This window comes from Chryseobacterium sp. CFS2 (genome assembly GCF_036543225.1).
GTDB classification, from domain to species: Bacteria; Bacteroidota; Bacteroidia; order Flavobacteriales; family Weeksellaceae; genus Chryseobacterium; species Chryseobacterium culicis_A.
The window spans coordinates 129159-142813 of the sequence record NZ_JAZHQU010000002.1 but is presented as its reverse complement, the minus strand read 5'-3'; the positions used below and the strand labels follow the sequence as shown (position 1 = coordinate 142813).

Annotated in this window: 12 protein-coding genes and 1 riboswitch; all 12 genes read left to right on the top strand. The window is 37.2% G+C overall.

What is annotated here, in order from left to right; all coding sequences use genetic code 11:
• Positions 1 to 703: 703 nt before the first annotated feature.
• The 12 genes from ODR02_RS04105 (at position 704) to ODR02_RS04050 (ending at position 13505) form a co-directional block, all read left to right on the top strand.
• Positions 704 to 1084 carry a hypothetical protein gene (locus ODR02_RS04105; protein WP_309511682.1) on the top strand — a complete coding sequence of 127 codons (381 nt, stop codon included), beginning with the start codon at positions 704 to 706 and terminating at the stop codon, positions 1082 to 1084.
• Between the two features lie 173 nt (positions 1085 to 1257).
• Positions 1258 to 1533, top strand: coding sequence for a YHS domain-containing protein (locus ODR02_RS04100; RefSeq protein ID WP_309511681.1), 276 nt, complete (start codon positions 1258 to 1260; stop codon positions 1531 to 1533).
• Positions 1520 to 2197 (top strand): SCO family protein, encoded by a 678-nt coding sequence (locus ODR02_RS04095; RefSeq protein WP_209786202.1) that lies wholly within the window; start codon positions 1520 to 1522, stop codon positions 2195 to 2197. Before ODR02_RS04100 ends, ODR02_RS04095 begins: the two co-directional genes overlap by 14 nt.
• A 186-nt stretch (positions 2198 to 2383) precedes the next feature.
• Positions 2384 to 3058 carry a superoxide dismutase gene (locus ODR02_RS04090; RefSeq protein ID WP_105683287.1) on the top strand — a complete coding sequence of 225 codons (675 nt, stop codon included), beginning with the start codon at positions 2384 to 2386 and terminating at the stop codon, positions 3056 to 3058.
• A gap of 4 nt (positions 3059 to 3062) precedes the next feature.
• Entirely contained in the window at positions 3063 to 3431 is a 369-nt protein-coding gene (locus ODR02_RS04085) for a hypothetical protein (protein WP_309511680.1), read from the top strand.
• Between the two features lie 188 nt (positions 3432 to 3619).
• Entirely contained in the window at positions 3620 to 4450 is an 831-nt protein-coding gene (locus ODR02_RS04080; RefSeq protein WP_309511679.1) for an MbnP family protein, read from the top strand.
• The gene (locus tag ODR02_RS04075; RefSeq protein WP_309511678.1) at positions 4443 to 5492 is read left to right on the top strand and encodes a cytochrome-c peroxidase; all 1050 of its coding nucleotides are present in this window, start codon (positions 4443 to 4445) and stop codon (positions 5490 to 5492) included. Before ODR02_RS04080 ends, ODR02_RS04075 begins: the two co-directional genes overlap by 8 nt.
• Positions 5493 to 5504: 12 nt before the next feature.
• Positions 5505 to 6452, top strand: coding sequence for a transporter (locus ODR02_RS04070; RefSeq protein WP_309511677.1), 948 nt, complete (start codon positions 5505 to 5507; stop codon positions 6450 to 6452).
• A gap of 92 nt (positions 6453 to 6544) precedes the next feature.
• Positions 6545 to 6729: riboswitch (cobalamin riboswitch) on the top strand.
• Positions 6730 to 6838: 109 nt separating this feature from the next.
• A complete protein-coding gene (locus ODR02_RS04065) occupies positions 6839 to 8872 on the top strand; it encodes a TonB-dependent receptor plug domain-containing protein (RefSeq protein WP_309511676.1) in 2034 nt (677 codons plus the stop codon).
• Complete coding sequence (locus ODR02_RS04060; RefSeq protein WP_309511675.1) at positions 8869 to 10002, top strand: YncE family protein; 1134 nt, start codon at positions 8869 to 8871, stop codon at positions 10000 to 10002. The genes ODR02_RS04065 and ODR02_RS04060 overlap by 4 nt, the downstream gene beginning before the upstream one ends.
• A gap of 14 nt (positions 10003 to 10016) precedes the next feature.
• Positions 10017 to 11210 (top strand): cell surface protein, encoded by a 1194-nt coding sequence (locus ODR02_RS04055; protein WP_309511674.1) that lies wholly within the window; start codon positions 10017 to 10019, stop codon positions 11208 to 11210.
• Positions 11211 to 11246: 36 nt separating this feature from the next.
• Positions 11247 to 13505 carry a DUF5074 domain-containing protein gene (locus ODR02_RS04050; RefSeq protein ID WP_309511673.1) on the top strand — a complete coding sequence of 753 codons (2259 nt, stop codon included), beginning with the start codon at positions 11247 to 11249 and terminating at the stop codon, positions 13503 to 13505.
• Positions 13506 to 13655 lie beyond the last annotated feature (150 nt).

Sequence of the window (13655 nt, the reverse complement as noted above, 5' to 3'; positions counted from 1 at the left end):
ATTACCCATCATACCAGTCATTCCATTGAAATCCATATTATACTATTGAAACTCTTACGGAGTGACAAAGGGACTGTCTCTACTTTCCGTATAAACTATGACAGATAATTAGACAATTACAACAAGTATGAAAATAATACACACAGCTTGTCATTCCGCAGGAATCTAATGAGCAGTTTCATTATTATTAGTTTTAAATTTTATCGGAGATAAAATCTTCGCGCCTTAAAACAGTAAGCATTTTAAAAAAACTTGCGTCTTTGCGTTTCCAACATTACACCATACCAAAACATAATTCAAAAAAGGGAATAGATTTTTTATTGGATAAACACAAAGGCGCAAAGAAGATAAAAATTGTGTTGTTTTTAAGGACGCAAGAAAATCAAAGATTTTAAGCAAGTTTACTTCTTGATTGAAAATCTTATTCAAAAACATTAAGTATTCGGAAACATTTTTAGCACCTTTTGATTCCCAACAAAACATAAAAAAGCTCTGCCAAAAACATCAGCAAAGCTTTTATCAACAAGATTAAATTGTATATAAAGAACTAAATTTTTATTTAGGTCTAAAGTCTTACTCAAAGTTCGGGATAAAATTATACAGCTGACAGGCACAGTTTTATAATTTTTGTGGGTAACAGTAAACAACCATCAATGACATTCATCATAAATTATACATAAAACAGTTTTGAAGTAGTATATTTGTGACAGAGAAAAAATCGTTGAGGTTATTTATTTCCATATTCGTCATTTTTACCATTGCATTACGTCCCGTTTTGCCATTGGTAAACTATGCGGTGAACTATGATTATATTGTGAAAAACCTTTGTGAGAACAGAAATGTACCACAATCAACCTGTAAGGGAAAATGCTATGTGGAAAAAGAACTGGCAAAAACAGAAAAACAGTCCAATAGCTCTCAAACCATAAAGATTGCAGGATTAGATGCCTTTATCTCTCATGATATCCTTTCGTTCTCTTCACTACTCAACCCGGAATTGATTACTGAGATTCCTGATTCAAGTTACTTTAATTCTCATTCTTCAGAATATTTTTCCAGGATTTTCCATCCTCCATTAGCTTAATTTTATTTTAAACTATATTTTTAGTTTATAAATTGGAGGTGCTGAAACTTTCAATTAAAAGTCATTACTACACTTTGCATCATTAAATTTGGGGTTTAATTTCCCACAATTTATAACGCTGTGCTTTGTGTTCTAAGTTAATTTATCATTATTAATTTCAATTTAACATTAAAATGAAATCTCCTCTTATTTTGACGGCAATACTGTCAATATCATTATTGTCGTGTGCCAAGGAAACGCCTCAGGTAAAGCATGCAAGCCACATGGATTCTTCCGGAAAGAAAATAGAAAATGTACAGGTCGTCAATGAAGAAGACCCGATCTGCCACATGAAAACGGCCGGATCTATGAAAGATACAGCGGTATATAAAAATAAAACGTACGGTTTTTGTAGTGTTTACTGCAAAGATGAATTCAAAAAAAGCCCTGAGAAATATGCCCAAAAATAACAAGACCAATAATAAAAGTAAAGTGATCATACCCATTGTGGTTTTTGCATTGCTTTTCCTGGGAATCGGTGTCGGAATGGGGTATTTTAAAAAGAGCCTTTATACCGTAATGAAAGTTCCGGATTTTGAACTGACAGATCAGAACAGTAAAAAAATCACCAATAAAGATATGCTGGGAAAGGTCTATCTCGTAGAATTTTTCTTCAGTAAATGTCCTACAATATGTCCGGTGATGAATACCAATATGAAGGCTATTCAGAATCAGATCGATGATCCGAATTTTGGTATTATCTCCATCAGCATTGATCCGGAAAATGATACTCCATCAGCACTGAAAGAACATGCCCAAAGAATAGGAGCCAAGTCTCCAAACTGGCATTTCCTGACCGGAGACCGTACCTATATTGGTGATCTCGCGGATAAATTTAATATCTATGTGGGGGACAAAGAAGATGAAGGAGAAAGCCTGAACCACAGCGGAATGATCGCCCTGGTAGATCAGGATGGAAATATCAGATGCAGATACAATAAAGAAAATATGCCTATTCTGTATTATTCAGGATTGAATTATGAAGATCCGGAAGGTAAAACACCTATGCTGACCGGAAAATACCATCCGGACAGAGAAATTCTGATTGAGGATATTAAGAAATTATTGAAATAAGGGAGATGGGAGCACGAAGCTGGAAGCTGGAAGTTCTTCCAGACGATAAAGCTATAGCGGTTTTTAGATCGCTATAGAAGTAAATAGAAGTTGAAGGATTTATACTTTAATGCCAATTACTTCCAGCCTCCATCTCCCATCTTCCAGCTTAGCAAAAAACATTGTTCAACCATAAACAAAAACATTATGAAGATTTTGAAAATAGCTGCTGTAACTGCAGTTTTCGCGGCCCAGTTTACACTGGCTCAGTTTAAGCAGACTCCTTTACCATACGCTTATAATGCTTTGGAAGGGAATATTGATGCCCAAACGATGGAAATTCATTATTCAAAACATGCGGCAGCGTATGTCGCTAATCTGAATAAAGCAATTACAGGAACTCCACAGGAAAAAGAAACGTTGTTTCAGATTCTTTCCAATGTTTCAAAACTGCCCGCTGCAGTAAGAAATAATGCAGGAGGACATTACAATCACGAACTGTTCTGGACGGTTCTTACTCCTCAGAAGAATACACAGCCTTCTGCAAAATTGGTAAAAGCCATCACTGAAACTTTTGGAAGTATGGATGCTTTTAAAGAAAAAATGGCTAAAGCAGGAGCAGACCGTTTTGGATCAGGATGGGCATGGCTTTCCGTAGATAAAAATGGAAAATTGTTCGTTTCTTCAACCCCTAACCAGGACAATCCTTTGATGGATGTGGTGGAAGAGAAGGGAACTCCTATCTTCGGAATTGATGTCTGGGAACATGCGTACTATTTGAAATATCAGAATAAAAGAGCAGACTATCTTACCGCGATCTGGAACGTTACCAACTGGAAAGAAATCAGCAGAAGATATGACGAAGCTTTAAGCAAGAAATAATCTGATGAAATTATTTTACAGCATACTTTTTACTTTTTACATGGTGCTAAGACCTTTAGTGCCTGTGATAGAGTATGCTGTAAATTATGATTATATCGTTAAAGTTCTCTGTATTAATAAATCCAGGCCAGAGGTTCACTGTAACGGAAAGTGTTACCTGAGTAAAGAATTGGCTAAAACCAATGATTCAGAATCTTCACCTTTTCAGAAACTCAAAAGCTCAGGACCTAAACTCCTTGATACCTATATTCTGCCTGAAACTGCAGAGATCATTACTGCTGAAAAACAACCGTTTTTCAATTTCAACTTCACTTATGAAACAGCCTATTCTTTTCTGTTTCTTACCCATATTTTCAAACCACCGGTTTTTTAAGTTAAACGATCACTATTCAACCACAAAAGTCACAAAAGCACAGATAAATAAAAATGCTTAAGTGTTCTTATTGTGCATAAAAATTACCACTTGATATACCTTAAGTGTAAGAGCTTTGGTGCCTTTTGTGGTAAAAAAAAGAATGTCTTCACATTCAACAATTATCATTCAACTTAAAAAAATCAACAATGAAAATTTATAAATTTTTATCACTATTCTTTATTGCCTTTACTTTATTCTCTTTTGTAGCCTGCGAAAACAGCAGAGATGATGAAAATCCACAGGATACTACGCCCGGAAAACTTCAGATTAAATTTGAAAACGGATTTAATAATGTAGGAGATATTGTCCTGAATCAAACGGTTCAGACTTCTTCTAATGGACAGAAACATAATTTTTCTGCTTTAAAATATGTAATCAGTAACATTTCCCTGATAGACGAGAACGGGAATGAATTTAAATACAATGAAAACAACCCTGATAAAGGTGCTTTCATCGTGGATCAGGCTGATGCGGTAGCCGGAATTATATACCTCAACCTGGAGGGTATTCCGAAAAATAATTATAAAAAAATAAAATTCGGATTAGGAATCAGCCAGAAAGCTTACTTATTGGGACAGGACGGTCAAGCTGAATTCTGGACAAAAGCCAAGCAGAAAGGGATGTCATGGTCATGGGCAGCCGGATATGTTTTTGTAAAACTGGAAGGAAAGTATGGAGCAGATTCTCCATCAAAGGAATTCATGAATCATACAGGAAATATGGGAAATACTACGGAAAATAATACCCCTGATCTTTATCGTGAAATTACTTTGAATCTTCCAACAACAGCCAGAGTAACAGGACAAATTCGCCCTTCTGTTCATATTCTGGCAGATCTGAATCAGTTTTTGAGTGGAGATAAAGCGCTTACCCTTACCGCAACTAATGATATGCTGATGGGTTCAAATCAACATCTGGTAGACGTTACCAATAACCTTACAAAAATGTTTAAAGTAGATCACGTTCATAATGATTAATTTTTTTGTAAAAACAATACTGGTTCTGGGTGTATTTCTGCTGAGTTGTATTTCCTGTTCAGATGAGGTGATACAGCCGCTGGAAAATGATGAAGCATATAATCTGCAGTTTCCTTCTTATTTCCCTGAAATGACTTTTGATAAATCAACGAATCCGGTGACAAAAAACGGTGTAGAATTGGGAAGAAAATTATTCTACGAAGGAAAGCTTTCCCGGAATAATACCATTTCATGCGGTTTCTGCCATATTCAGGAAAACGCTTTTACCCATCATGGGCATACTGTAAGCCATGGGGTAGATGACAGAATTGGAATCCGAAATGCTCCACCCATTCAGAATATGGCCTTTTTGAAAAGATATATGTGGGACGGTGTCATTCATAATCTTAATGAACAGCCCATCAGCCCTATTACAGACATCAATGAAATGGACAGTTCTATACCGGAAGCTATTTCAAAAATAAAAGATGACCAGAAGTATAAAAAACTTTTCAGGGAAGCTTATGGAGATGAAACGATTACAGGAGAAGGAATTCTAAAAGCGCTGTCACAGTTTATGGCTTCACTGATTTCTGCAGATTCAAAATATGACAGATTCAGACAAGGAAAAGAGCAGCTAACTTCAACAGAATCTCAGGGAATGGCTTTGTTCGGTCAGAAATGTGCCTCTTGTCATAGTGGAGAATTATTTACCGATGAAAGTTTCCGCAATACAGGAATGTATTATAACACCGAGTTCAAAGATGCAGGACGCTACAGAGTTACTCTTAATCAGGTAGATTGGATGAAATTCCGTGTTCCGAGTCTGAGAAATGTAGAATATACAGCACCTTATATGCATGACGGAAGATTTTACACCTTAGAGGCGGTACTTAATTTCTATTCTGATCAGGTAGAAGATAATCCCAATCTGGATTCGCAGCTGAAACAGAATGGGCATATAGGTATTGCTATGAACAGTCAGGAAAAACAGTCGATCATTGCATTCCTGAAAACATTATCAGATAAAAGTTTTATATCCAATCCAAAATTTGCAGAATAATTTATAGAAAACATGAAGAAGATTATAGTAATAATAAGTTTAATCCTGTTTGGGCAATATCAGGCAAAAACCATCAGAGATAGCGCATATATAGCTCCGGACAGCTTTAGCAGATTTGATTTTGATGATGATTGTGATGCCTGTGGCTGTGCTGCAGGAAACGGTTCTTCCGGCTTTGAGTCTTTATTGAATCCACAGTTTATCGGAATCAAATACTTTGCCCAGCATTACAAAGCAAAAGAAAACCTATTTGTGAAAGATCTTACACAGGATCAGTATTTCAATACCTTACAGCTTTGGGGAAAGATTCCTTTAACTAAAAAACTGAGTGTATATGCAAGTCTGCCATTCCATTTCCATGAAAAGAAAACCCAACAGGGAGATATCAAAATCAATGGAATCGGGGATCTTAACCTGATGGGAATTTATCAGCTGATGAGTTCTAAAGATAATTTTCACCACTTAAGCGGAGGGTTGGGTGTGAAAATCCCTTTGGGGAAATTCGATGAGAAAGGAGCTTCCGGCGTTAATCCGAGTTTTCAGCTGGGAACCGGAAGCTGGGATTATCAGGCCGCTTTGAATTATAAGTTTCAGAAAAATAAAGTGGCTGTGTTGGTGAATACAGATTATACCATCAAAACGGAGAATAAGAAAAATTACCGATTTGGAAACCAATGGAATTATGCTGCAACAGGTTTTTATCAGGTTGCGGGGAATGAAAAATCTATTTTTTCTGTAAAAACGGGAGTTCAGGGAGAGGTTTATGCTCAGAATAAACAGTTCAATGAAGCCTTGCCTAATACTGCAGGAAGTGCTTTGTATGGGAAATTGGGTTTTGAAGCTTCTTACAAAAGGCTGAGTTTGGGAAGTGAACTCATGCTTCCTATGTATACCCATCTGGCAGGAGGTGATATCGAAGCAAAATCAAGATTCAGTATTTTCCTGAATATTGGAATTTAAATAAAAACCCTTTTGAAAATCATGTTAAAGCTCCTTCGGGAGCTTTAATTGTTTATGAATCATTATTTTAATTGGGGGTTAGGAATAATTTTTTATCTTTGCCGGAATTTGGTGAGCCCTAAAAAGCTCTTAAAAGGGAATCCGGTGAAAATCCGGAACAGACCCGCTGCTGTAAGCTCCACACCAAGGTTTTTGAAGAATATATCCACTGTTTTTTAATGGGAAGGATTTCAAAAATGGAGTAAGTCAGAAGACCTGCCAGAAAATAATCGTTTGACGCTTTCGTGGAATAAAGCTTAGGACATCAATGATTCTGTGCAGTGACAGCTGTGCTTTGTCGTTGCTTTCTTATATCCATTAGCGTCTTCATTATCCTAAATGAGCTAATGGCGGCAAAACAAACTACTTCTGCAATTCATAAAGCTGTTTTCACAATACTGGTGATCACATCTCAACTTTTATATTCTCAAAAAAAGAAAAATGACACTCTGAAGGAGGAATCCATCAAGGCGATTAGTCTTTATAAAAAGAATTTTAAAGAAATTATTCCGGCACAAACCCTGCAAGGTGAGCAGCTGGAAAGACTGAACAGCCATTCAGTTGCTGATGCTTTGCGGTATTTTTCCGGAGTTCAGATCAAAGATTATGGAGGGTTAGGTGGTTTGAAAACCATTAATATCCGCAGTATGGGAAGCCAGCATGTAGGTGTTTTCTATGATGGAATTCAATTGGGAAATGCTCAAAACGGGCTGGTAGATCTCGGGAGATATTCATTAGATGATCTGGAAGAAATATCATTGTATAACGGGCAGAAAAGTGAAATTTTCCAACCTGCAAAAGACTTTGGCTCTTCGGGATCGATCTATCTGCAGCCCAAGACACCCGTATTTAAAGGAACAAGAAAAACCAATCTCGTTATAAGAGCAAAAAGTGCGTCCATTGATCTTTTCAATCCATCATTCCGTTTGGAACAAAAAATATCAGACAGAGTTTCTGCCAGTTTCAGTGGAGAATTCATGCAGAGTGACGGGATTTACAGATTTCGGTATGCCAAGAAATATCCCGATGGCCAGCAGGCTTATGATACCATCGCAAAGAGACAGGATTCAGATATCAGGGCAAAACGTTTTGAAACGTCTATCAATGGCACTTTAAATAACGGAAGCTGGAATATCCGTGGCTACGGTTATATTTCAAACCGTGGGATGCCGGCCCCTATTGTTAACGGCCGTTTTGGTGGAAGAGGAGCGAGACTTTCTGACGAAAATTATTTTGTACAGGCCAATCTGAGAAAAAAACTGTTCCCAAAATTTGAAACACAGCTGAAAGCAAAATTCGCCTACGATTATACTCATTTCATGGATACGGTTCGTTCGCAGTCTATTATTCATACCGATAATACCTATATCCAAAGAGAGCTCTATCTTTCCTCATCCAATATCTATTCTATCACACCCAATTGGGATGTGAGTCTGAGCGGAGATTTTCAATATAATAATCTTGATGCTAATCTTGATAACTTTTCTTATCCTACACGCTATACCACATTGGTGGCATTGGCAACAACCTATCAGTGGAACAGGTTCAAAATTCTGGGAAGCCTTTTAGGAACTTTTACGTTTGAAGAAGTAAGAAAAAACAAAAGACCCGGAGACAGCAGAGAATGGACACCAGCCGTATTTATGAGTTATCAGCCTGAGATCATTCCTGAGCTTACACTTAGAGCTTTCTATAAACGAATTTTCCGACTTCCCACTTTCAATGATTTATATTATACCAATATCGGAAATACCTATCTGAAACCGGAATTTACCAATCAGTATGACGTAGGATTTACTTATCAGAAGAATTATACCAACCATTTCTTTAAAAGCTTTTATGCTAAAGTAGATGGTTACTACAACAAAGTACAGGATAAAATTGTAGCGGCCCCTAATGGAAGTATGTTCCGCTGGCTGATGATGAATCTTGGAATGGTTGAAATCATTGGAGCGGATGTGAATATTCAGACTGAAATGCAATTAGGAAAGGTAAAGCTAAGGCCATTGCTCTCTTACACGTATCAAAGCGCAAGAGATATAAGTGATCCGGAAGATACCTTTTATCGTAATCAGATTCCTTATACCCCATGGCATAGCGGATCATTCAGTTTGATGGCAGATTATAAAGACTGGAGTTTCAATTACAGTGCGATGTATGTAGGAGAAAGATATGATGTGAATCAGGACAATATTCAATACAATTATGTGCAGCCCTGGTACACTCACGATCTGTCTGTTCAGAAAAAATTCAATTGGGCGAATCACCAATTTAAAGTGAGCCTTGAGATGAATAATATTTTCAATCAATACTATGATGTTGTCATCAATTATCCGATGCCTGGAAGAAATTTTAAACTTATTCTAAACTTCACCTTATGAGAAAACTAAACTTTTATTTTTTATTTCTGGTATTAGCTTTTCTTACTTCATGCCGTACAGATGATATTATTGTCCGTCAGGAAGTGGTAGAAGGACTTCCTTCAGAAAATACAGCAATAAAAGGTTTTTACATGCTGAATGAAGGGAATATGGGAAGCAATAAATGTACGCTGGATTTTTTTGATTACACCAAAGGAACCTATTACCGGAATATCTATGCTGAAATCAATCCGAATGTAGTAAAAGAGCTGGGAGATGTAGGAAATGATATCAAAGTCTATGGAAGCAAACTCTATATCGTAGTCAATGTTTCCAATAAAATTGAAGTGCTGGATGCCAAAACCGCTAAACGTATTACTTCCATTCCCCTGCAAAACTGCAGATATCTGGCCTTCAAAGACGGGAAAGCTTATGCCAGTAGTTATGCCGGACCTGTAGCCATTAATCCCAAAGCACCAAAAGGAAAAGTAGTGGAGATTGATACCACTTCTCTTTCTATTCAACGTGAGGTGGTGGTGGGATATCAGCCGGAAGAAATGGAAATTGTAGGCAATAAGTTATTTGTTGCCAATTCCGGAGGATACAAAGCGCCCGATTATGACAATACGGTTTCTGTAATTGACCTGAGCACTTTTACTGAAATCCAAAAACTAAATGTTGCCATCAATCTTCACCACATTAAAAAGGACAATTATGGAGATCTGTATGTAAGCTCAAGAGGAGATTATTATAACGTTCCTTCAAGCCTTTATTTAATTGATGCAGCCACAGGAACTGTTAAAAAAGATTTCCATCTCTCAGTCAGTGAAATGACAATCGTTAATGATAAACTCTATTTCTACGGAAATGAATTCAACTACAATACCCACAGCTATAAAAAAACATTTGGAATCATTGATGTGAAAACAGAAGAGATTATTGCCAACAAAATTTTTGACAAAGAATACGAAACTGCCATTAAAACACCTTACGGCATAGCAGTAAACCCCATCACAGAAGATATCTACATCACAGATGCCAGAAATTATGTATCCATGGGATTTGTGTATTGCTTTGATAAAAACGGACACTTTAAGTGGAAAACGGAGGGAGGAAATATTCCTGCCCACTTTGCTTTTTTATACAAATAATCAAACTTTAAGAAATGAACAGAAATACCTTTACCTATTTAAAAATCGGATTTTTATCAGTTTTCCTCGTAGGAGTGATAGCCTGCAAACATGATGATGAAGATGAATTTACATTTAACGGTCTTGATGATTCCTATTCCATTGAGCGTTTTAAAGTTTTGAGTATTCCTACCCATGCATCAGGATCGGTTACATGGAGCATTAATGATTCTATCATTTCTCAAAATTCAGAACTTGAATTTATCAGTCCGGACGCAGATGCGTATCCTCTGACTTTGAAGATCAACAATAAAGGGAAGGAGCAGATTTATCATTCTAAAATAATCGTTACCAAAGAAAAAACACCTTATAGTAAATATATTTCCAAAGTATTAGAATTCCGTCCTGCTGTAGGACAGTTCATGAATGAAATTCCGGAATATATACCTGGAAATACTGCTGCGAATATGCTTCAGAAAGCAAATGAATCATTGGTAGGAGGGAATTCTACGATGATCAGCCTTGGAGGATATGGCGGTTATGTCGTTTTCGGTTTTGATCATACAATTCCCAATCTGAATGGAAGAGATTTTAAAGTGCTTGGAAATGCATTCTTTGGAAATGATGCTAATGATCAGCGTTCAGGATCTTGTGAGCCGGGAATTATTATGGTGGCCTACGACAAAAATAAAAATGGGAAACCCGATAATGATGAGTGGTACGAAATTGCAGGCAGCGAATATTTCAAAAATACAACCGTAAAAGATTATAGTATTACGTACCATAAGCCTAATGAAAATAAAGTTCCTGTACCCGGGACCGAATTCTGGCAGACTGATGTAGAATATATCAAGTGGAATGATAATCTGGGGAATCAGGGATTTAAAACAAAAAATACGTTTCATGCACAAAGCTATTATCCTTTATGGTTTACAGATCCTTCTTACAGTTTTTCGGGAACCAGACTGGCAAATAACTTCTTCGATCAGAGCGGTGACGGATCCTATTGGGTAGGAAAATCATATGAATTCGGATATGCGGATAATGCTCCGAATACTGATGATGCCTCCAATATTGATATTTCCTGGGCGGTAGACAGAAGTGGAAAATATGTGAAACTTCCGGGAGTCGATTTTATGAAAATATACACAGGAGTTAATCAGGAAGCTGGCTGGCTGGGAGAAGTTTCCACAGAAGTGGCGGGAGCTTACGATTTACACTTCAAATAATAAGTCAATAATACAATCTATTTAAATTAATAAAAAATGAAAAAGTTTTATCTTTTTATGATGCTTTTTCTGTTTGCATGCTTATCAAATGCACAGATAAAAGTTCAGGGTGTACCCAGAAATGATATTTCAGGGATCAGCAAGCTTAATACCACTACAATCAGTTTTTCTGATATTCAGTATTGGGTAGGATCAGGCACCAACCAGGCTGCTTTTGTAGTACAGTGGAACGATGGCAAAAACCCTGATGCTATGGTTTGGGGATTCAAATGGAACGGAAATGCTACAGGTGAAGATATGCTGAAAGCTATTGCTAAAGCAGACCACAGATTATATACACTGCTTTATCAGGGAACGCAGTTTGGATCCGCTGTTGGAGGAATAGGATTTGACCTGAATGGGCAGAATACCAATGCACTGATCAAAAGCGGAAATGCCACTTATCCGCTATATCCGGTGAATGGCTTTGTGAATACTACAGCTTATGATTTTGACAGCTATACGATTGTAGATGCTGCTAATGATCACTGGCAGTCAGGCTGGACCGTGAACGGATACTGGGCATATTGGGTAAAGAACCCTGCGGATGCCGATTTTGGATATTCTAGTGTAGGAGCTTCTTCACGTGTTTTGGAAAACGGTTCATGGGATGTTTGGAATTTTAATGTAGGATTTAATGAAACTCCTATTTCTTCTACCATCACTCCGGTTTCTCCTTATGTGGCTTCCAATAACTTTACCAATGGATATTTCATGGTGAACGAAGAATGGTTTGGCCATACCAATGGTTCCGTAAACTTCATTGACAATAACGGGCAGATCAACTATCGTGTATACAGCAATGCAAATAATAATCAGGCTTTCGGTGCCACTACACAATACGGAACAATCTATGGTGATAAATTCTATTTCGTGTCAAAACAAGCTGCTGATGGAGGAGATACTCAATATACACCTGGAGGAAGATTGGTTGTAGCCAATGCACAGACCATGCAGAAAATTGCCGGATTCAACAATATCGGAGGTGGTGATGGTAGATCATTTGTGGGAGTAAACGAACATAAAGGATATATCGGTACTTCTACAGGAATTGTTACTTTCAATATTGATAATTTACAGGTTGGTTCTTTAATTACCGGAACGGGTGGAACGGGACAGATCGGAAATATGATCCGTACTTCACAATATGTATTTGCGGTGAAACAAGGAGTAGGGATTTTAGTCATAAATCCTAATACAGATACCGTAGTAAGTACTATTGCCGGAGGTTTCTACTCAGTTGCTCAGGCTAAAGACGGAAGTATATGGGGAATTCAGGATCAGAAGCTGATCAGCATCAATCCTACTACTTTTGCAACACAGGTTTACAATATCCCAACAACAAAATATATCGGTGACTGGGGAGCATGGAATGCAGGTAAATTTTCAGCAAGTAACAAAGAAAATGCTTTATACTGGATCAATTCAATCAGCAGCTGGAGTTCAGGAACACAGATTGTAAGATTCGATGTTACTACAAAAACATTTAACGAAAATTTTGCTGCAATCCCAGGGCAGACAGGGCAATTTAAGCAAATTCCTTACGGTGCGGCGCTTCGTATAAATCCTGTTACCGGAGAACTGGTTCTGAATACAACGGAAAGCGGATATGGAGCTCATTATCAGAAAAACTGGATTCATACCTATGATATGACCGGAGCTCTTATCAATACAAAAACACTGAACGATTATTATTGGTTCCCTGCATTGACAGTATTTACCAACAATTCCGTTCCTGTTGTAAGCAACGTTTTACCTTCACAGATTACAGCTGGGAATACCACAACCGTTGATCTGAAATCAATAGTTTCTGATGCAGATAACATGGCGGTATCTGTGGTAAAAACTATAAAATCAAACAGTAATCCTACGGTCGTTTCTGCTGCTATTAACAATAGTGATGAATTGGTTCTGACGCCGCTTGTTTCGGGGACATCTGATATTGTGATCAGCTTTAACTCAAATGGTAAGCTGGTAGAAAAGACAATTACGGTAAACAGTACCACATCAACTTTAGCTACAGCTGAGGTGAAAAAACTGGAATTCAGTATTTATCCGAATCCTGTAACTGATATTCTTATGATTAAAACTCAGGAGAAAATTCAGAATGTTTCTATGTATGATGCTTCAGGCAGAGTAGTAAATGCACAACTGAATAACGGACAGATCAATGTAAGTTCACTTCCAAAAGGTATTTATATTTTGAAAGCCGTGACAGATAAAGCTGTATATCAGCAAAAAGTAATCAAAAACTAATAGTATTTTAGTTCGTAATCTTGTTAATAAAACCCCTGATCAAAACTGATCAGGGGTTTTTATTTATCATTCAACATCATTATGAGCCGGATATGATTCTAGATTGAATATAAAAAACCCGGCAAGCTTGAAAAGCTTGCCGGGTTCGAT